This is a genomic window from Paenibacillus mucilaginosus 3016, assembly GCF_000250655.1.
GTDB classification, from domain to species: Bacteria; Bacillota; Bacilli; order Paenibacillales; family NBRC-103111; genus Paenibacillus_G; species Paenibacillus_G mucilaginosus.
In genome coordinates this window covers 2,450,569-2,473,872 of the sequence record NC_016935.1, presented here as the reverse complement: position 1 = coordinate 2,473,872, position 23,304 = coordinate 2,450,569, and the positions used below count along the sequence as shown (strand labels likewise).

Genomic DNA, 23,304 nt, shown 5'->3' with positions numbered 1-23,304 from the left:
CGATATCCAGCTTCTGTACCCGGTCGCCCGGCCTGCTGCCTTCACTATACCGGATAAGCACCCAGGCCTCAGGGGGAAGGTTGCCGTAAATCTCCAGCTCTCCCAGGGCAAAAGGCAGGCCCGGTGTGAGCGTCTCCGAATCCCCTTTACCCGGACGCAGCATTAAGGCAAGTGTAGCCTGCAGGGCGGAATCCATCAGGCTTGGGTGGAGAATGAACCCCTTCCCTGCTTCGGCTGCGGCGTCAGGCAGACATAGCTGGGCAAGCACCCTCCCGTCCTTTGTGTTCACCTGCCGGATCCCCTGGTGTGCCGGACCGTATCCGATTCCCATCGAGGCATACGCATCGTAAATCCGTGCACTTGGCACCGTCTCTTGGCCAAACTCCGCTCGTAAGGCGGCCAGGTCCCAGCTTGGACGGACTTCAAATGAATCCAGCAGGACGCTGCCCTGGCTGTGAAGCTGGGCAGTATCCCCGCCGGACAACGCAGAAGTGGAGACCTCATAATCAAGAGCGCCGCGATCTCCGGAGAAGAGCTCGACATGAACCTCCACAGGCTCCGCTTCGACAACGATCGGCCGTGCCCACACCACATTGCGCAGACGGATGCATTTTCCACCCTCCATATGCAGCCCTGCTCCATGCTCAGCTGCCGCACGGGCCATTTCCAGATAGGCCACACCCGGAAGGACCGGCTGTCCTTTAACGACGTGGTCTCTCAGGAAAAATTCCCTGCCGGTAAAGACCGAACTGAACCGTATGCCCGTGATGTCAGAGATATTGCGCTGCAGCAGAGGATGAAGCGCCCCTGCGGCAGCCAAGCCGGACCCTGTACCGGTGCGGTCATTCTTATTCGCCGGCGGCGGAGTTTCGGACTCGGGCACCCAGTAAGCTTCCCCGGCAAACGGATATGCGGGCAGCGGTATGCGTCCAGGCTGGGTACCGGGATAAAGACGCATCCAGTCGATCCCAAGTCCCTTCGTCCAAAGCTCGAGAAGCTTCGCATAGCTGCCGCGCTCGAACCATTTTCCGAGAAGCTCCTGCATATCCTCATCCGCTTCGAAGAGTGCGACCGTTTCCCGGCCGCGCTTGACCTGTCCCCGGAACAGCCCTTTCACCGGTTGACGACCTTCCGTGAACTCCTGCAGCTTGGCTTCCAGCTCTTGAATGGAGCCCACCAGCACAGCCGCCCGCTCTTCCATCGCCTCCCGCCCTACCTGAAGCGTAAAGGCTATGCCAGGCAGGTCCGCGTCGGTAAAGCGATGCTCCCGGATGACATGCAGCAAACGTTCCGCCTGTGCGCGCAGCCGATCTTCCGTCCGGGCAGACAGCACCACCAGAGCGGGGGGCGTCACACCTTCCGGGGTTCCGGCGCGGAAGCCGGAAGGCGGGTACTCTTCTACGACAATGTGGGCATTGGCCCCGCCTGCTCCGAAAGACGATATCCCGGCGCGCCGAGGCATCTCCTCCCCATGGATCACAGGGCGCTGCCAATAAGCGGTTTCCTGCTGCACCACGAACGGGGTGGATGCAAAATCGATGTTAGGGTTCAGCCCGTGTCCGTGCATGACGTTTTTGACCAGGGTCTCATGACGCAGCTGCAGAAGCACCTTGGTCAGCTGCGCAATACCGGCGGCCGCCTCGGCGTGTCCCACGTTCGATTTCACGGAAGAGATGGCGCAGAAGCCTGTATCCTCCGTGTACTTGCCGAACACGTCCGTCAGGCCCCGGATTTCAATCGGATCACCGAGAGCCGTGCCCGTGCCGTGCGCTTCTATGCAGCTGATGCTCCGGGGGTGAATCCCGCTCCGCTCGAGCGCCTGTTCGATCGCCTGGGATTGTGAAGACGGACTCGGTACCGTATATCCGTTCGTCCGGCCGGCATGGCTGACCGCCGTCCCTTTGATCACCCCATAGATCCAATCCTTGTCACTCACCGCCTCGTGAAGAGGCTTCAGGAATACGGCCCCAACCCCTTCCGAGGGCACATAGCCGGTTCCCCCTTCCCCGAAGGCGCGGCAGCGGCCGTCCGAGGCGCTGAACTGCCCCTGGCACAGGGTAATATACTTGCTCGGATGCAGTGTCAGATTGACTCCTCCTGCGATGGCTGCACGCGACTGCCCGCTGCGGATGCTCTCGCAGGCCAAGTGAATCGCATATAGAGACGAGGAGCAGGCCGTATCCACTGTGAGACTTGGACCCGTAAAGTTCATGAGATACGAGACGCGGTTGGCGATGGAGAACATCTGGCTCGTCGCCAGATAGGCCTCCGTGCCGGACCTGTGGGCGGCGTCCGCCATATGCAGCTGATAATTGTTAAACGTAGCGCCGACGAAAACGCCGATGCCGCTGCCAAGGCCTTCCCGTTTTAGCCCGTCCCGGGTGTAGCCCGCATTCTCCATGCAGGCCCAGGCGGTTTCGAGAAACAGCCGTTCCTGCGGATCCATATACATGGCTTCCTTTGGCGAGATATTGAAGAACAGCGGGTCAAAATGCCGGACACGCTCCAGGAAGCCTCCCCATTTGCTGTAGCTGAGCCCTTGCTCCACCGCTTTTTTCCGGTCCTCCTCGAAGAAGCCCTCAAGCGGCCATCGGTCCCGCGGAATCTCTTCGATGCAATCCCGGCCTTCGTAGAGGTTGTTCCAGAACTGCTCGAGCGTGTCGGCTTTCGGATAACGTCCCGCAACGCCTACAATGGCTATATCCACAGGCTCCGAGGCAGAACGGGCTGGAAGCTGCAGCGGGCTGGGGACGAATTCGAGTGCAGGCCCATGAATATCCGCCCTCGGAACAGGGGCTGAACTTCTCTCCGCAGCCGGCAAGATGGAGAGCGACGGGCCATTGGCCCTCGGCGCGGGATCCTCAGCCTGTGCGGAGGCGGATGAGAAGCCGGTAGTCACATCCGCAGCCTTATAGGTCTCAGCGAGATAAGTGCCGAGAGCTTGAATGCTGTTATACTGGTAGAACAGCGTGCTGTCCGAACGGCCGATCCACTTCTTCAGCTGCTGATTCAGCTGGGTGATCATCAGAGAATCCAGCCCCAGTTCCTCGAAGGAGGCACCATCTTCCATACGATCATACGGAATGCCGGTAACCTCCTGCAGGAGCTCTTTGAGACGTTCGGATGCCGCTTGGACCGTAAGGAGCGGACCCGGTCCCGCCGAAGGGACCGGCTCGGCAGCAGCGCTGACTTCCACCAAGGGCTGCAGCGTAGGCCTTATCGCTTTCTCTTCACTTTCCGCAGGCCGGGATTGAGCCCCGGATCCCCCGGTCCCTGCCCGAGCCCGGAACGACTCCGTGACAGGGAACGGGGGTTCCTCTATCCCCGCATCCTGCATCGACTCCGCTCTCTTCCCGGCGCCGGATCTCTTCACCCAATAGATGTCCCTGGCGAACGGGTAGGTTGGCAGCCTCAGCTTGCCCGGCTTCCTCTTCCCGAAGAGCGAACTCCAATCGGGCTCGTACCCCTGGCAGTAGAGATCCGCAAGCGCCAGCAGCGTCTCCCGGTAAGCTGCTTCCTCATTGCGCTGGGCATGACTGCGGATCATCAGCTCCTCCATGTACTGCCGGATGGCTTTCTGCCCGGTGAATTCCCGCGGCACCCGTCCCTTGAAGAGGTTCGGCAGCCGCTCGCCGGCCAGGACCATCTCGCACGCAACCAAGGCATCCTGCCGCTCCTGGATCACCACCGCGCAGCGGTAAGCAAAGTGCTGCCTGCCCTGCAGCAGCGTATAACTCATCCCGAGCAGATCAGCGTCCCCCTGCGCCGTCGGCATTACCGCCGCCAGGCTCCGGACTTTCTCCTGCAAGGCCTCTTCCGTCTTGGCCGATAATGCCAGCAGATAATAAGGCGGTCTCCCCTGTTCCACAAGCGCAGGGTCGCCCGGTTTCCCCTCATAGCTTTCAAGCACCATATGGGCATTGGTTCCGCTCATGCCGAAGGCACTGACCGCCCCGGTCCGAACCCTGCGGCCGCCGGCCTCCCATACCTTCCCTTCCTTATTGACATAGAACGGACTGCCCTGCCAGTCCATATAGGGGTTCTCCTGCTCGCAGTGCAGGCTGGCCGGGATGTAGCCATGCCGCAGCGCAAGCACCAGGTTCATCAGGCTGACGAGCCCCGATGCGGCAAAGGTATGTCCGAAGTTCGTCTTGGCGGAGGTAAGGGCGCAGTAGGCCTGCTTGTCGGTGTATGCCTTGAAGGCTTGATTCAAGGCATTGATCTCTACGGGATCCCCCAGCTTGGTCCCGGTTCCGTGAGTGACGATGTATTCGATCTCCTCGGGACGAATCCGGTACCGGTCGTAGATTTCCCTGTACAGGCGGGCCTGCGCCACCCCGCTTGGAGCCGTGATGCCATTCGTTTTGCCGTCATAGTTGATGCCGCTGCCGCGAATGACGGCATAGATCGGATCCCCGTCCGCTTCGGCCTGCGACAGCCGCTTGAGTACAACAACCGCTGCCGCTTCCCCGGGCACCGTGCCGTTCGCGCGCCCGTCGAAGGCATAGCACTTGCCGTCCGGCGACACAATGCCTGCCCGGCTGATTCCTTCATAGGCGTCAGGGGTCAGCATCAGGTTCACACCGGCGGCCAGCGCCGTATCGCATTCTCCGTTTCGCAGGCTCAGGCAGGCCTGATGCGCCGCAACCAGCCCCGAAGAGCAGGCGGTGTTAATCGCCATATTGGGACCTGAAAGGTTCAGCACATAGGAGAGCCGTGCAGCCAGTATGGCCGTATGCGTCGAGGTGAGATTGCCTTGACCTCCGGCGAGCAGCTGATAATCCCCTTCTTCGACACCAACGAACATGCCGATTCGGCCTTCCCTGATCTGTGCGGTTCCGTATCCCGCATCCTCCAGGGCCTTCCACGACTCCTGAAGCAGAAGGCGCTGCCGGGGGTCCATGGTCTCGGCTTCCTTCGGGGGAATATCGAAGAACAGCGGATCGAATTCCGCCACGCCCGGCAGGGTGCCGCACCAGCGGCAGTGGACCCGCCCGGACTCCTCTTCCTTCCCGCCGGCGTACCGGCGCCAATCGAACCGCTCGACCGGAACCTCCTGTACCGCATGAATGCCCTCGGCCAAGATCCTCCACATCTCGTCCGTGTCCCTGGCCCCAGGGAACCGGCCGCTCATGCCGATGATCGCGATCGGCTCATCAAGTGGGCTGGCGGCCGCAGTATTTCTTCGTTTCATCCGGCGGAATGCCGCCCGCCCCTCCCCTGAGGAAGCGGCCGGAGGCACATGGAGGTCGGCCGGAGCAGGAGCCGGTTCCCGGTAGAAGGCCTGCACGGCCTCCAAATGCTCTGCAGTAAAATAGCCCGCCAAGCTGTGGATCGTCGAGTTCCCGAAGAACACGGCAGGGGTGATGTCCATACCGAAATGCCGGGTGAGCACCTCGGCAAAGGCGGCCAGCAGAATGGAATCGTACCCGAAATCCGCAAGATTGTCGCGCTCATCCAGCTTGTCCCGCGAGATCTTCAGCTGGCTGCTGATCAGCTCCTTCAAGTCCCTTTCCAGGCACTGCTCGAGGCTCATTCCCCGGTAGACCTCACGCCAGCCCCTGCCGGCCTCCATGCGTTCCGGCAGCGGCACCGAAGGGATCTCGTTCTCTGCCGGCAGCCCGAGGAACCGCACTACCCGGGTACGCTGACCCGCCAGCACCAGATGCTGCGTGTCTTCGGGTTGCGACAGGGCCCGATCGAGCAGCTCCATGCCCTCCGCCGCTTCCAGAAGACGCTGGCCGCTCGATTTCAGATACATCTGGGTCGAACTCTCGTCGGTGAAGCCCATTCCCCCATCCTTCCACAGCGGCCAATTCATCACGACCGTTCTTCCGGGAAGGCCGCGCTCTCTGCGGGTTCGGGCATAGGCGGTTTGGAACCGATTAGCGGCCGCATAATCGCAGGAACCAAAGTCGCCCAGAACCGCGGCCGACGAGGAAAAATAACACACAAAGTCCAGCGGCTCCTCCTGAAGCAGCTCATCCAGAATAAGAGTGCCTGCAATCTTGGGTGAGAGAACCTGTTCCGCTTCCTCTATGGTTTTCTCCAGGACGGTAAGCCCGCTGGTCACTCCCGCAGCATGAAGGATCCCATGGATGGGGCCAAAACGCTCTCTGGCCGTCTGCAGCCCCTTCTGCATCTCGGATCGATCACCGATGTCCGCCTGCACATACAGTACCCGGCTGCCTGTGCGCTCCAACGCGGCGATTCGGCTGCGCTTCTCTTCCGTCAACGGCGACCTGCCGGTAAGGATCAGATTCACTTCCTGCCTGCCTGCCACATACTCAGCAGTCAGGAGGCCCAGCCCCCCGCATCCGCCGGTCAGAAGATAAGTCCCGCCCGGTCTCCAGACGCTGATACCCTGATCCGGCGTGGTCGGGGTGATCCGGCCGACATGTCTCCGGCCCTCCTGATACAGCACGCCGGGAACGTCTTGAATCCCGAGCTCCGCCAGCAGGTGGGGAAGTGCTTCAGGCAGCCCCCAGGAGCGTTCCCCCTGCCTGTCGACAGCCGCCGCAGATGCCCGGACCTGCGGCAGGACCAGGCTCAATGAGCGCACGATGCCGATCCAGGATTCCAGATAGCAGCGCTGGAGAGGATTCTCGAACCCGCCGGCCAAGAGCAATCTGGCAGGCTTCAGTTTGGCGAGGGACAGCGCCTTCACCAAGGAGAAGACGGCATGATAGTCCGCCGACAGCCCCGGTGCTTCCAGCGGCCAGAGATAGAGGACCGCGTCAATGTTCGGATGATCCGTCCCGATGCTCTGCAGTGCGCTGGTATAGGAAGCGGCATCCGCTGTGTTCAAGCCATAGTCATGCGGGGAATACTGGACATCTTCCGAATCCCGAGAAATGAAGATGAGTTCGGTCTCCGCCCGAAGGGACCGGACCGCTTCACGCACCGCCTCCTTGTTCTGCGCCTCCGACACGAAGCAAAGAAGGGTCTTCGCGCGCAAAGCAGGCGAAGCCGCCAAAGCCTGCTCCTTCCATGTCTCCCGGAAGGTCATCAGCTCGAAGGGCTCCGCCGACCGGGACGAGTCCGAATTCCTTACCGCCTCTTTCGTCCGATGCCCTGTCTGGGAGTCCAGCCGGAGCACGGCCTTCCTGGCGGCTGGCCTGCCTTGCGCCGCCGGTTTATGGACAGAGGAGACCCAATAGGTATCCCTGGCAAAAGGATACCCCGGCAGTTCGGCAGTCCGTGGATCCGCCCATCCGTAGAGCGCCCCCCCATCCAATGCATACCCTTGGCAGTAGAGGTCCGCCAAGGTGCACAGGGCTTCACGGTAGGAGCTGTCCTGCCCCATCAAGTCCGCGGCACCGGCAAGAAGCTCATCGCGAACCTTCTGCAGCAAAGGCTGGCCCGCGAAGTCGCGCGGTACGATCCCGTCGAACCGGCTCGCCAGCCGGCCCCTGCTGCCGCTGCCTCTCAGGGCCGTGACCGCATCCTGCCCGTCTCTTACAACGACCGCAGTGCGGTACCCGAAGTGATGCCTTCCTTCGATCAGCGTGTACGCGATATCGAGCAGTTCGCGGGGAGTGCGCTCCCTGCCGCGGCACACTTCGATCAAGTCACGGACCTTGTCATCCAGCGCTTCCTGCGTTTTGGCGGAGAGAACAAACAGGAAGAACGGGGGCCAGGCAGCGGGCTGTTCCGTTCGTTCCCCTGCATAGCTTTGCAGCACCATATGTACGTTGGTGCCGCTCATGCCGAACGCACTGACAGCCCCGGTCCGGGGGCCTTCCGGCCGCTCCGGCCACGGTCTGCTCTCCTTGTTGACATAGAACGGCGTGTCCTGCCACGGGATGAAATCATTCTCCTCTTCCACATGAAGACTCGCCGGTACGGTCTCGTACCGGAAGGCCAGCACGAGATTGATCAGGCTTACCAGGCCGGATGCTGCGAAGGTATGCCCAAGGTTCGTCTTATTGGAAGTAACAGCGCAGGATCCCCGCTCGGAGGTATATTCCTTGAAGGCCTGGTGGAGTGCATTCATCTCAATCGGATCCCCCAGCCTCGTGCCTGTTCCATGAGTCACCACATATTCGATCTGCGCCGGGTCTACGCCGGAACGGGTATACACGGACTTCAGCAGCTCGGCCTGGGCGGATCCGCTCGGAGCCGTTATGCCGTTGGTTCTCCCGTCATAATTGAGCCCGCTGCCGCGGATGACCGCCAGAATCCGATCTCCGTCCGCTTCCGCCTGCGATAACCGCTTCAGCACGACGACCGCAACGGCTTCTCCCGGTACAAGGCCGTTGGCGCGCTGATCGAAAGCATAGCAACGTCCATCCTTGGACAGCATCCCCGCTTGGGTCATCCCAATATAGGGCTCCGGTGTCAGGAGCAGGTTCACCCCTGCGGCCAAAGCCGTATCGCATTCGCCGCTGCGGAGGCTGAGGCACGCCTGATGCGCGGCGGCAAGCCCCGAGGAGCAGGCCGTATCCAAGGCCAGAACCGGGCCCGAAAGGTTCAGAAAGTACGACAGCCTCGCCGCCAGGATGGCGTTGTGGTTGGAGGTAATGCTTCCCTCCCCGCCCGTAAGCCGCTGGTAATCGCCTTGCTCGGCCCCGACGAACATGCCGACGGTGGAGGACTTCAGCCTGGAAGCGCCATACCCTGCATGCTCGAGCGCCCTCCAAGCCTCCTGGAGGAGCAGCCGCTGCCGGGGGTCCATCTCTTCCGCTTCCTTCGGTGAGATTTCAAAGAACAGCGGATCGAATTCACCGGCACCGGGAATGCATCCGCACCACCTGCCGTCCGTTTTTCCCGGTGACTTCCCGCTTGCGTAGTACTCCTCCCAGCGGAACCGTTCCGGAGGGATCTCACCTACAGCGCTCTTCCCTTCGGCCAGGAGGGTCCACAGCTCTTCCACGGTTCTGGCTCCGGGGAACCGGCCGCTCATTCCGATGATGGCGATAGGTTCCGATGGCTCGTCAGCTGCCCCGTGTCTTGCGGGCCGGGCCGGCCGCCGTTCCGTTGTCCTCCGGACGGATGAGGATGCAGCCTCGGCAGGACCCGCCTTCGGCTCCCGGTAGAACAAACCGAGCGCGGTCTCATGCTCGGAAAGAAAATATTCGATGATCTTGTCGATCGTCGGGTGGCCGAAGAAAAGAGAGGGTAAGACCTCGATGTCCCAATGCTTCGTCAGCACAGCGGCCAACCGGGCGAGGCTGATGGAGTCAAACCCGAAGTCCGCCAAATTTTCTTCCGGGTCGAGCTGTTCCGGAGCGATGCACAGCAGCTGGCCGATCTGGCTTTTCAGATCCCATTCCAGGGACTGCTTCAGGCTGAATCCCCGCATTTGCTCGATCCAGCCTCTGCCGGCAGAGGCTGAAGAGACACCTGCAGCCGCCGAAGCCTCCTGTTCTCCTTCCAGTGCCCGGGACTCGATATCCGCGTCCTTCGTCTGTCCCTTCCTTCCCTGAACATGCTCTCCGATGAAGTATCGTTCTCCGGCAAACGGATACACGGGAAGCGAGATCCGGCAGGGGGTCTCCTCGCCGTACAGGAGATCCCAGTCCCAATCCCCACCGCTCGCCCACCACCGGGCTATAGCATCCGGGTCTGGTTCCCCGCTGCCTGGTTTCAGGATTTCGACCGTTACCTGTCCAGACTCCGATTGGCTGCCAGTCTTCCTTCTTCCGATATATACCTCCATGCTCTCCGTGTCTTCCAGATACTCCCGGAGCTTCCGCTGCAGTTCCTCCAGAGAACCGGCGAGCACAGCCAGACGCGCTTCCATTGCTTCCCGCCCTGCCTGAAGCGTGTAAGCCAGACTGGCCAAAGAGCCCGACGGTTCCTGCTCCTCCCGGAGCCATTCCAGCAACTCTTCGGCCTTCTTCCTCAGGCGCTCCTCCGTCTTGGCCGACAAGGGAATGATGGCCGGATGTTCCGGAGAGTATGTGATACCGGGACGCTTGGCGGCAGGTGTCACGTATTCTTCCAGCAGTACATGGGCGTTCGAGCCGCCCGCCCCGAAAGAGGAAATACCGGCCGTTCTCGGTACGGCCTGCCGGACTCCATGGATCACAACCTCGGGTTGCTTCCAGGGCTCCAGCTTTTGCTGGACCACGAAAGGGGTCCTGCCGAACGGAATGTTGGGATTCGTTTCTTCCGCATGAAGACTGGGCACCAGCATCCGATGCTTCATCTGTAGGATAATCTTCGTCAGCCCCGCTATGCCGGCGGCAGCCTCCAGATGCCCGATATTGGATTTGGCCGAGCCGATGGCACAAAATCCGGTGTCCTGTGTATCCTGGGCAAACGCCCGGGTCAGCCCCGTGATTTCAATGGGATCCCCAAGCTCTGTACCCGTGCCGTGAGCTTCCACATAACTCACACACCTCGCATCAACGCCTGCCTGATCCAGCGCTGTACGGACGAGCTCCGCTTGGGCAATGGGGTTCGGCACGGTGTACCCATTGGTTTTGCCGCCATGATTGACACTCGTGCTCCGGATCACGGCATGAATGGGATCTTGATCCAGAAGAGCGCGGGACAAGGGCTTCAGCAAGACCACACCGACGCCTTCGCCCGGCACGAATCCATTGGCGCCCTTGCCGAAGCTTCTGCATTTCCCGTCCTTCGAAAGCATGTTCTGCCCGGACAAGAGCGAATAATTCGAAGGATGAAGATACAGATTCACCCCGCCTGCCAAAGCCATCTCGCATTCTCCCCGGTGCAGGTGCCCGCAGGCTTCATGAATCGCCGTCAGCGAGGAGGAGCACATCGTATCGACCGGCAGACTCGGACCGCTTAGGTTGAGGAAATAGGATACCCGATTGGCAACAGAGCTGAAGGAGGTATAGGGATGGGCTGTATCCCCCCTCTCCCACAAGCCCGGACCATACAATTCGTACCCCGTTTTCGTAATGCCGGCGAATACGCCGACCCGGCGGTTGTGCTTCAGCGCAAGCCGCTGCCTGGTGTAGCCGGCATCCTCGAGCGCTTCCCAGCAGGATTGCAGGAACAGGCGTTCCTGAGGGTCCATGTTCATCGCTTCCCGCGGGGAGATGTGGAAGAACAAGGGATCGAAGTCCGCATAGCCTTCCAGGAACCCTCCCCACCGGCTGCAGCTCATGCCGTACGCAGCCGCCTCCTCCGGATCCGGATGGTAGAACCCGTCGAGGGACCAGCGCTCTTCCGGGATTTCCGTAATGCAGTCTTTTCCCGCTTTGAGATTCTCCCAGTACGCCCTGAGGTTGCGGGCCTGCGGATAAGTTCCGCTCATTCCGATGACGGCGATCGGCTCCCATGTTCCTTTCGGAGACTGTATATCCGCCGCAGCGGCAGCGAAAGCTCCGGTGCGGCCTTTCCTTAAGGAAACCAAGTGAGGGAACGGTTCTTCGCCGGCTGCTGCCGCCCCCGCACCATCCCGCGAAGCTTGGGTCGGTCCCGGCAGATCTGCCCAGCGCATGCAGGCTTCGGGATACGACGAGCTCAGATAGTCGGCGAGTTCGCCCAAGGTTTGGTATTCGTAAAACAAGGTTTTGGACAGGTCTCCGAACACCTTCTCCAGCTTCTGATTCAATTGGTTGATCAGAAGGGAATCGATGCCGTAGCTTTCGAGCGGTTCGTGCAGATCAATCTTGGAGGGCTCTAGGGCGGTTGCCTCTCCGAACAGCAGCCGGAGGCACTGTCCTGTCCCCTCCTTCAGGTAAGCGGGTACTATGGTTGCGTCGAAAGCTGCACGGACACCGGAAGCCGCCCTCTCGCCCCAGGAGAGCAGCTCATCCCGCAGAAGATCCGCATTCCGAGGAATAACCAGCACCTGCTGACTTCCCAGAGCCAGTGCCTGGTACATGGCCTGCAGACCCTGCTCTGTCTCCAGGGCCGTCATCCCCCACTGCTGCAGCATCCGCTGCTCATCCGCCTGCATGCCGCCTTCCTTCCACAGTGGCCAGTTGATGGAAAGCGTATGTCCTTGGCGTTCGCGGGCAGATACAAGCGTATTGCGATAAGCCGCATAGGCATCCATGTAAGCATTGGCCGCCGCATAGTCCGCCTGTCCCGGGTTCCCGACCGCGCCGGCGAGCGAGGAGAACAGGACGAAGAACTCAAGCGGTGTCCCTCTGCTGGCCCGGTCCAGATTCACCAGCCCCGACACCTTCGGAGCCAATACCCGGCGCAGCTCCTCTTTCGTTTTGTTCAGGATATAGCTGTCGCTAACCGTTCCGGCACTATGAAGAATGCCGTGAATCTTCCCGAAGTCCTTGAGGATGGACTGCACGAGTTCTTCCGCTTCGTCGCTGCGGGATAGGTCGGCTCGCCTGTATTCCACTACGGCACCGGTTTGTCTGAGAAGCGTAATCTCCTTCTCCCGGTCCGGGTTCAACGCCGAGCGGCCGGCGAGGATCACGACCGGCCGTTCCGTCTGCCTCACGATCTCCCGTGCAACGATCATACCCAGGCCCCCGGCCCCCCCGGTAATCAAGTACACTCCTTGCTCTCTCCAAGGCAGAGGGGCTCGTACAGGAACATGCTCTTCTTCCATCCAGCCCGCAGTCCAACGCTTTCCGTCCTTGTAACGGAACCTGCCCAGGCCGGAGAACCGGCCGTTGTCCTGCAGAAGCCGGCCGAGCGCCTCTGCCGTCACCTCCGTTCCGGCTTCGATCAGTTGAGGAATCAGGCGGGGCTGTTCTGCCTGTGCCGTCCTCAAGTAAGCATACAGACCGGAGAGGGGCTGATGCTCCTCCCTGCGGGAGAGGGGGAGGACGACCTGGAGCAGCACCCTTCCCTTCGGCAAGCTCTTCAGCAGACCTTGGACCGTTTCATGCACCTGTTCCGTGCAGTGCTCGAAGAAATGACCGGCCGGCGTCCAAGGATCGTGCAGACGTACGATTTCGATTCCCTTCATGCGCCCCTTCATGCGCCCCTTCATGCGCTGCTGGAGCTCATCCGCAGCTGCCTCATCCCAACCGAACAGCATGACGATGTGCCGGTCATACGCAGATTCCGCCCCGTCTCGCGATAGCTCCGCCTCCCTCCAATAGGGCTTGAACAGGGAGACGGGAATGTCCGGCCGGCCCTGCTCTCCAGCTGACATAGGATGCACTTTCAACCTTTGACCTCTCATACGGTAACCTCCCCTAGCGGTATGGACGGCTGCTGGACACTCAGTCCTTGCGGCTGCGTCATGCGGACGGCCAATCCCCTGAGCCGCAAATAAACGAGCCCCTCTTCATCGCAAAAATCCAGATCGAATTCATGAAGCGAATCTGCTGCGCCTTTATACGTAATAAGAACCCAGCCTTCCGGCACGCTTGCTCGTGACACTTCCACTTCCTCCAGTGAGAAAGGCAGGACCTCCGGCTGGCCTGCCTCCGGCAGCCGCCCTGCGGTCAACAAGCAGGCGGATACCTGCAGCACGGCGCCTGCGACGGAAGGAGATAAGCCCCAGTCCTGCTTCGCCTTCTCCCGGGAGCCGGGGAACCGCACCTTGGCGAGCACCTGCTCCCTCCCGGCGTACAGCTCCCCAATGTCCGGATACTCCCCTTCGAGGCTCCCCAGGGCTGCACGTTCACATTGGGATAGCAGCCCAGCCAGATCAAGACGCTCAGCGGTGATGATATCGGCCGAGGCTCTTCCCTGACTGAAGACGACCGCATCTCCCCCCGGGGGAGAACCGCTGTAGATCTCGTAAGACACGGTACCGTCCGGTTCCGGGAGAATCTCGATATGCAGGGTGAGCTCTTCCACGCCCAGTCCCTGCAGACTCCCCCAAACGACCTGACGGAGGCGGATGGCTCCCGCCTCTGCGAATGCGCCTCCCGCATGCAGCAGAGCCGCCCTTGCCATCTCCAGCATGGCCAGCGCCCCCGCCCCGCGGCTGTTCCGGACACTCCGGGGTACGAGGCGAAGGCCATCGCGGCTGAACATCGAACTGTAGCGCAGACCCGTGAGGTCAGAGGTATTCCGGTGCAGCAGGGGATGAAGTACGGCCGGCCGTTCCGCCGGGATCTGACTGTGGACCGCGTCCGCCTCATTCTTCTCCACAGGCACCCAATACCGCTCGTCCGCAAAGGGGTATGTCGGCAGAGATACGATGTGATACTGCCCGTCAGCAAACAGGGGGCCATAGTCGAGCGAATATCCCTGCACAAACAGCTCGGCTGCCGTCGAGAGCAGCTCGAAATATTCACTTGCGCTCTCGGTTTTCTGACTCTCCAGAATGCACTGATTGCCGTACCGCCTTAAAGAAAGCTGCTCCCGCCGATCCGGGTCAGGACGTTCGGAAACGAAGAGCTGCGGTGTTCTGCCGTGAGAAAGCCACTGCTTCAAAAGCAGGCTGAATTCACTTAATCCGCTTACGACACAGGCCAGACGGCAGGAGAACTGCTTTCTCCCGAGCAGCAGGGTGTAGCTCACGTCTGCGCAGTCTGCCTCCCGGTTCTCCTGGGCGTAGTCCATCCACTGCAAGGCCAGGCTGCGCAATTGCTCCGGCGTGCGGGCGGACAGGACCATCGGATATCCGGGCTTCCCGGCATGTGTTCCCACCCTGGCGGGTGCTTCCTCCAGAACGATATGGGCATTGGTGCCGCTGAAACCGAAGGAGCTCACCACGGCGCGCATGCGCTCGTGTGCCTCTGTTTCCCAAGGCCGGAGTTCCGTATTGACAAAGAACGGGCTGCCGTCGAACGGGATGTTCGGATTTCCATTCTTGAAGTGGAGCGAGGGTGGTATCAGCTTATGCTTCATCGCAAGGAGGATCTTCAGTATCCCCGCTACTCCGGCTGCATGAGCGGCATGCCCGATATTCGTTTTGATGGAGCCGATCGCGCAGTATTTCTTCCGGACGGTATATCGCCGGAATGCCCGGGAGATCGCCTGATACTCGATCGGATCCCCCAGCTTCGTCCCCGTTCCATGGGCTTCCACGACCTGGATGGAGTCCGGGTGAATGCCGAAGGTATCGTAGACGCTGCACACCAATCTCTCCTGGGAAGCGGCGCTCGGTGCCGTAATCCCGTTGGTCGTACCGTCCTGGTTGATCCCCGATCCCCGGATGACCCCATGGATCAGGTCGCCATCCCGCTCAGCATCGGAGAGCCGCTTGAGCACCAGCACTCCAATGCCCTCGCCAGGAATGAACCCGTCAGCCCGCTCGTCGAAGGTATAGCTGTGACCGGTCGGCGACAGCATACCGGCTTTGTTCGTGCTGAGATAATACCAGGGTGTGGATTGTACGAAAACCCCTCCGGCCAGGGCCATCCCCATTTCGCCCGCCCATAGGCCTTGGCAGGCGAGATGTACGGCGACCAAGGAGCTGGAGCAGGCCGTGTCCACAGCGACAGCCGGACCCTGAAGATCGAGATAATACGCGATCCGGGCGGGGATAACGGAGCCCGCGTTGCCCCAGAAGGACTGCGGCGGTGCTTGTTCGCCGGCCAGCCGGGCATAGTCGCTGCCCCCGCCCAGGCACCCGACATACACGCCGCACTGACGGTCCTTCAACCGATCGCCGGTGTAGCCGGCGTCCTCTAACGCTTTCCAGGATTCTTCCATAAAGAGCCGCTGCTGCGGATCCATGAAGCTCGCTTCCAGTGCGTTGATATGAAAAAAGGAAGGATCAAACCGGTCGATATCCTCCACGAAACCTCCGCGGTCACAGTAGGAGCTGCCTTCCGGATAATAGGCGGATAAATCCCAACGCGGCGACGGGCCGATTAACTCGGCCCCCTGTGCAAGATGCTGCCATAACTCCCTCAGGGAGTCGGACCCCGCGAACCTTCCGCTCATGCCGATGATGGCAATGGGCTCTTTGGCGGATGGCGCTGCGGACGAAGGAAGCGGCGCCTCCGCAGGCCCCTCGGCATCGGCACGCGTCCCGGGGCGCTCCGGCTCCGCTGCCGTCCGGCTTGCGGCCCGGTTCATGAGCGCGGCTTGGCCCGCTTCCGGCGCCGCTTGCTGACGGGCCAGGGCTTGGGCTGCAGGCTCCCGGTGCTCCGCAAGGATATAGGCACTCAGGCGGGCAACCGTGCTGTAATCGAACAGGCTGGTGGTATCCAGGTCGATATCCATCGCCTGATTCAAGACCTGCACCAGGTTCACACCGATGATGGAATCCAGCCCGTAATCCGAAAAGGACTCTTCATCGTCGATTTCCCGGGCATCGACTTTGAGGGCTTCCGACAGCTTGTCCAGGATGGTCTTCCTTACCAGCTCTTCGAGCAGGCCCCCCGTCAGTTCAGCCTCCCCGCGCACGGCTTCCCGTACCGTATTTGACTTTGGCATTGCCGTAGGTGAGACTGCGGTGCGGGGGACCTGCGGGAGAGTCCCTTTGCTTTTGACCACATCCTCTTCCCTTCCGGCCTTCACCGTTGTGCGAATGACCCCGTCGCTTGCCGCCGCAATAATCTGCTGACCCCAATCGTGCGCAGCCTGCGCAGGGAACAGGACCGGGCCGAATCCTTCGGAACCCAGCACTCTTTGCCAATCCTTAGGGTAAAGACCGGGGGAGCCCGGAATACGGAGCGCCTGGTCCTCCGCAAGCCACCAGCCCTCGAGAAGCCCAAAGGTCAAATGTGTCAGAAGGCGGTTGTCACTGAGCTCATTGAGCAGCAGCATGCCGGCCGGCTTTAAGAGACTCTTGGCATGCCTTATTGTCCTGCGGATATTTCGGGTGGCATGCAGCACATTGGTGGCCACGGCGACGTCGAACACGCCGGTCGGACCTTGGGAACCCGGGAACGGCTCTTCAACGTTATACAGCTTGTAAGTCAGATAAGGATGGTCCGGACCGTAGGTTCGCTCGGCATGATGCAGGAAGGCCTTCGAGATGTCCGTATAGCAGTACTCCTGAATATGTGCCCGGTAAGGCCTCAGCTTCTCGAAGAGCAGGCTGCTGGTTCCGCCGGTGCCCGCCCCAATCTCAATGATCCGTATGGCGGTCTCCGGATTGCCCTTGATCCGCTCTTCCAAATAAGCGAGCAGCAGCTCGGCCAGGACTTCATTGAAATAATCTGCAACCGGGTTATTCTTGTAGATTCCCTCTACTCGCTCCATAGAGGAGTTAGGAAACATAATATCGGTAGCCGGCTTCCTGCCGCTCAAAATGTCCGGCAGGCAGCGAAGCGTGCTTTCCACCAGCCGGACCCAAGGCCTCAAGCTGGCATCGCTGAGCCATAAAGGGCTCTTCCGCTCCCATTCCTCCCACAGGTCTTCGGGCTGCCCCGGGCGGCCCTGGCTGATGACCGGCCCCTCCTCACGAACCTGGAGGAATCCGCTGCCGGCCAGAACACGGATGCTTTCCGCCAGCCAACTGCCGTACTTGTCCTGTATGCCTGCCGCTGCCCGCAGCTCCTCAATCTCCGAGCTCTGGGACCGGCCCATTCCCATCGTCCACAGCTCAGAGAGCACCATTCTGCAGAGCAGATCCTGCAGGCCATGCCCCGTTGACGTGCTTTCCTGAATCCTTCGCAGAACGTGCCCCTGATCTGTCAGCCGGTTCCGTATGCCCGGAAGCGGGAAGGAATCGGTGCCCGGCCGGATGTCCAGCCGATCGTTCGGGTTCAGCCCTTCCAGCGGCAGAGGCTTCGTGGTATGGAGCATCGCCAGCTGGTTCAAGGGGCCGGCTAACAGGGTCTCCAGTGCCTTCATTCCTGCCGGTGGCTCAATGAGACCGATTCCGATCCGGGCCAGCTGCTGCACGCTTGCCGATGCGGCTGCTTCTTCGCTGCTCCAATACCCCCAGTTCATCACCTTCACCGGGCAGGTCCACTCCCGGGCGAGCCGGTGTGCAAAGGCGTCCTTGAACGTGCAGCCCGAAGCATAGGGGCTCTGACCCGGATTCTTGATGAAGGAGATCAGCGAAGAAAAATACAGAACAAAATCCAAAGGCTCTTCATGGAAGACCTGGGCCATGCGTACGCTGGTATCGACTTTGGCCGACAATCCTGCCCGAAACCGGTCTTCGTCCAGCTCCGTCAAAGGGATATCGGTCAGTACCATGGCGGAATGCACAATGCCGTGGATACGGCCGTAATCCTGCTTGATGATCCGGTAAGCGTTCTCCAGTGCCGCCGGATCAGCCGCATCCGCGGCTATATAATGCGGCTTCGGACCCATCCGCGATAATTTCTCGAGCTCCGAGCGAATACCGGCATCCGCCTTTCTGCGGCCGAGCCAGATGATCTGCGCCCTATAGGTGCGGATCATGTATTCGCTCCAGGCTTTCCCTACGCCCCCGGCTCCGCCGATAACCACATACACGCCGCCTTCACGGTACCGTGTCGCCGTCCAGTCCTCATCCGGGGAGCGGACCGGAATAAGCTGGTGTCTATACCATTCCCCGCCCCGGTACGCCCAAGGATGTCCGCGATGGTCAGCAGGCAGGGTGAGGATATCCCCCAGCGGCCACTCGCCGTTGTCCCCCAGGTCTGCAATCCGTATACTCCACTGCGGGAATTCCTTCGCCATGGAACCCAACAGTCCATGCAGGCCCGCATGTGTCGGATGGACCGGATCTGTACGGTGTACAGGGAGGGTCTGGAAAGTAACCAGCGTCCACCCCAGGCTTTGAGCTGCATAACCTGCGGCAAGCAGGGCTTGAATGAGACGGAAGCAGGCGATCACCCCGCTCTCCTGCTCCTCGATCATCCGCTCGTCCGCAGCGGTGAGAGAGGTCCCCGCAGGAGCGATCCAAACGATATGATCGATCCGTCCCAAGGCGTTGAGCCTTCGGGTCAGTGCTTCCATCGAATCCGCAGGCTGTATGCTCAGTGAAGCGGACCCGGAATAGATGGCTTGCAGCGATTCCAGCTGACGGCCCGCTCCCCCAATGATCAGCACGCTGTCTTCCGACCGTGGGAAGCGGCTGCCCGCTCCTGGAGTTACCGGTTCCCATACCGGTTGAAGGATCAGATTACCGGAAGGGGGCTGAACCGTCGATGCGGGACGGTCGTACGCCCCACTCCCGGCGGAAGGCTCCCCTGCCGGCGACCGCAGGGTGAAGCCTCTCATGGACACGCAAATCCGTCCCCCCTCGTCGCATAAATCGATATCGTACTTGACACTTTCCCCCCCGCGGCTGGCATCGTCCCCCTGTCCCTCCCGCTCTGACATCCGGATCCAAGCCCACATCCGGGAAGTGCAGCCGCCATGGATGTCCATTTCCTGAAGGGCAAAGGGCATGACCGGCTGACTTGGAGCCCTCCCTTCACGGGGCTGAAGCAGTAAAGTGGCCTGCAGTGCGGAATCCATCAGACTGGGGTGAAGCACATAATCCTCCAGAGTGGATGCTACGCAGGAGGGGAGCGACAGTTTGGCCAGAACCTGGTTGGATGCTGTATAGATCTCTTCGACCCCCCGTTGCCCCGGGCCGTAGTTCATGTCCATCGCTTGGAATGCAGTATACAACGAGTCGGCAGGCACCGTACCATCCCCGAACTGAGATCGGATTGCCTCCAAATCCAACCTCTGAGGCCGCCCGCTGCCGAGGACACGTTCAGCCCGGCCCTTGCTGAAGAGCTCCGGCTCCCCCTCATCTGCGGGCATGCTGCTCAGCTCATACGCAAGGGCGCCCCGCTCCTCCGGTTTCAACCGGATCTGAAGAGCGGCCATCCCTTCCGTGATGGAGAAGGGCCGGAGCCAGACCACCTGTTTCAGCCGAAGAACCCGGTTCTCCTCTGTGGTCTGCCCGCCTTCCGATTCCTCCAGGGAGGCCCTTGCCATCTCCAGGCAGGCCACGCCGGGCAGAATCCTGCGTCCCTGGATGACATGATCGGCCAGGAAAAACTCTTCTCCGGTAAAGGTGCTAGTAAACCGCTGTTCCCGGAAGGTCGATCGGTTCCTATGCAGCAAAGGATGCAGTTGATCCCCGGCAGCCGCAGGGGAAGAGGCCGTACCGGATGAATAGACCCCGTGGCCGGGAATCCAGTACCGTTCTTTGGCGAAAGGATACGTAGGCAGGCTGATCCTTCTCGGCTTCTCAGCCCCATACAGGAGCTGCCAATTCACATCAGCGCCTTGAGTCCATTGCTGCGCAAGCGACTCCAGACGTTTGACGGTCATCCCCTGGGTTTCAGGAAGCTCCGCATCTGTCTTCGCCAGGCTCTCCGCTGCAGCCTTGTACTGCTTGGCGTTTCCTTGAAACCAGCCGTGACCGCTGTCCTCACCCTCCAGGAAGGCACTCATCTTCAAGATCAGTTCCTCCGTGGAACACGCCACAAAGGCAACCCGTGCGTCCATTGCCTCCCTCCCCACCTGCAGGGTGTAAGCCAGGTCTTCGAGTGCCATACCCGGGCTCTCTTCCCCCGGCAGCAGCTCATCGCCCGTCCCCGTCAAGGGCGCTGCGCTTCCCTGAAGGATCTCGCGGTGCTGGCTCCACAGATATTCGGCTGCGTCCTCTACGGAACTCCAGTGAACCCAGACGCCGGGCTCCAATTCCACTCCATATGCTTCCTGGATCTTCTCGGCCAGTTCACGCACGTGCACCGGCTCCGCTCCGTAGTCGCTCCAGTCACCCCCGAAATCCAGAGCTTCCTCGTCGACATGAATCAAGGCAGCAAGGAGAGAACGGAGCCTCATCATAAGAAGCCTCCGGGTATTCGTGTCCGCGTTATCACGTTCTTCCGCAAGATGAGCTGTAAGCGGGCGTACATTGTCCAGATGACGGAGCATCTTCTCGGCATATGCCTTCAACCGCTCCGGATTCCGTGCGGAAAGCGGGACGATCACCGTGCGCTCCTTCAAGTTCCCCCCTTGCCTTGGGCTCCTCCGCGGGAGACTCTCTTCGTCGTATTCCTCCAGAATTAGATGGGCATTCGAGCCTGTGGCTCCAAACGAGCTGAGGCCGGCCCTGCGCGGGATCCCGGCTTGCCGGCCGCCAGCCGTCATCACCGGTTTCTTCCATTCTTCGGTGGTACGCTGGACATAGAATGGAGAGTTCTTAAAGTCGATGTAGGGATTCAGTTCCTCCGAATGAAGCGAGGGAACCAGCTTCTTATGGTACAGCTGCAGTGCCGCCTTTTGGAGTCCGATCACCCCGGCTGCGGATTCGGCATGCCCGATATTGGATTTGACGGAACCGATCGCGCAGAACTGCTTATCCCCCGTCCCGCTGCCGAAGGCTTGAGACAGCCCCTCGATTTCGATGGGATCGCCAAGTGAAGTACCCGTTCCGTGGGCTTCGATATAGCCGATCGTCTGTGGATCTACGCCCGCCCGCTCCAGGCAATCTGAGATAACCGCCCCCTGCGCCGCCGGGCCGGGGACCAGGATCCCGCTTGCCGCTCCCCCATGGTTAATGGTGGCGGCCTTGATCAGCGCATAAATCCGGTCCCCGTCAGCCACCGCCCGGCTCAGGGGCTTGAGCAGCACGGCTGCGACGCCTTCCGACGATACGTAACCGTCTCCGCCGCTGCCGAAGGTCCGGCAGCGGCCGTCGCTCGAGTGCATCCCCCAAAGACCGTAGGTGATATACTTGGCCGGGTGCAGGGACAGATTCACCCCGCCGGCCAGTGCAGCCTCGCTTTCCCCGCGACGGATACTCTCGACAGCCAGATGAATGGCCGTGAGGGAAGAAGAACACAGCGTATCCACCGTCATGCTGGGTCCATGAAAGTTGCAGGCGTAGGATACCCGGTTGGCGATTGGGCCGGTATGTAAGGATAACGGGACGGCCTGCCCCTGGGATAGGGCCTCGGCTCCGACCAGCGTGTAGTCCTTATGCATCACACCGGCGAATACGCCGACGTCCCGTCTCCCGCTGATCCCCCGCGGCCGGACCAGTGTCTTGGTTGTATACCCGGCATCCTCGATCGCTTCCCAGCAGACCTCGAGGAACAAACGCTCCTGCGGGTCCATGGTCTCCGCTTCCCGCGGGGAGATCCGGAAGAACTTCGGATCGAAGCAATCCGCATCGTCAATCACCCCGCCCCATACGGACATGGGTTTTCCCGAAGGGGAAGTCAGGCCCTTCATCCGTTCCCGGGACCAGCGGTATCCCGGAATTTCAGTTATGCAGTCTTTCCCCTCAAGAAGGTTCTTCCAGAATTCATCCAGGCTTCCCGCCTTGGGATAGCGGCCGGCCATCCCGATGATGGCGATCTCCTCATTCCCCGCGAGATAGGTAGAAGCAGGGGGCCCGCTGCTCCCTCGATTCGAGTCCGGGATAGGCCGGGACCCAGGGACCTTGATCTCCTCCTGCACGAAGACGGCGGCGTGATTCTCCACCAGGTAGTCCGCCAATTCGTTAATCGTCGAATGTTCAAAGAGCAGCGTTGGGGATAATGGAATGCCGATGCGCTCTTCCAGCGCTTTGACCATCCCGAGCAGCCCGGGGGAATCCAGTCCAAGCTCAAAGTACCCTGCAGAGGGTTCCATCTCGGAGGGATGCCGCCCAAGGCGCTCCGCCATGAGCTCCTGAAGGAAGGACTTCACGCCTGAGGTACCGTCACCCCTTGGCTCTGCCGCCGGTTCCTGCCCTCGCTCTATTCGAAGCACCTTATCGGAACCCCGGTCAGGCTGAAGAAGTCCCGCTTCGCGAACCAGCTTGCCGGCGAATCGGGTAAGCTCCGCGATCTTGATTCCGTTCCTGTTGAAGAACTCCATGGTCCAGTAGATGAGCTCTTTTTTGCGAAGGACGGATGACTTGCGGATTCGGGTCAGGCAGTCCCCCTGCAGTAGTTCCACGGCCCGGAAGCTCTCGTAGAATAAGGGCAGGAAGAGCCGGGGCTCTTCCTCAGCCGGCGGGGCGAACAGCCTGCCGGAGCCTACGCCGCTGCCATCGATCAGCACGGGATGAAACATGAACTGCGGTTCGCTTGGTCTTGCGTCCCGGCCTAATGAAATGTCAATTAACAGATCCGAGCCGGTCTCATAGATCTGCCCCTCGGCCTGCATCCACCCGGTATGGACCAACCCCTGCGTATGATACTGCCTGTAAGCTTCCGACAAATCGTGGCGGGTTAAGGCGGTTTGGCGAATCTCCTGAAGGTCCAGGCGCTGCTCCTTGTATTCGGCAGGAGCAGTCCGAAGCATCTGTGCCGTAACATACAGGGGAACGGCAGGCTCCGTCCCGTCCGTGTGCCGCTGCTCTCCCTCCACGCGGATATCCCATGAATCCGTTGATGTTTCACTGCAGCGCACAGACAGCTTTAAGGAAGATGCCGGGGGAACGATCAACGGCTGATAGATGCTCAGGTGCCGCAGCTCCAGCGTCTTGTAATCAAAGCCGTGCTTGCGGAACACTTGAAAAAGAATATCGATATAGGCCAATCCCGGCAGCAGCTGCTGCCCGTGTACCCTGTGGTTGGCGACGAATGGATTGTTGTCCGACAGGTAGAACGTTTCATGGATCAT

2 protein-coding genes (1 of these 2 only partly in view) are annotated in these 23,304 nt (G+C 60.8%); both read right to left on the bottom strand.

All coding sequences use genetic code 11. The annotated features are described in order from the left end of the window. On the bottom strand, nt 1-13,078 hold the 5' portion of the coding sequence (locus PM3016_RS10830) for an SDR family NAD(P)-dependent oxidoreductase (protein WP_014369466.1). 5,012 nt of this gene lie to the left of the window's left edge; the window shows 13,078 of its 18,090 coding nt (coding positions 1-13,078); the start codon lies at nt 13,076-13,078; its stop codon lies off the left edge, out of view. Beyond that, nucleotides 13,075-23,304, bottom strand: a complete 10,230-nt coding sequence (locus PM3016_RS10825) for an SDR family NAD(P)-dependent oxidoreductase (protein ID WP_014369465.1) — start codon at nt 23,302-23,304, stop codon at nt 13,075-13,077. The genes PM3016_RS10830 and PM3016_RS10825 overlap by 4 nt, the downstream gene beginning before the upstream one ends.

Excerpts from the sequence above, each read along its gene's own strand:
- PM3016_RS10825 (WP_014369465.1), bottom strand. The coding sequence starts at position 23,304 with ATGATCCATGAAACGTTCTACCTGTCGGACAACAATCCATTCGTCGCC.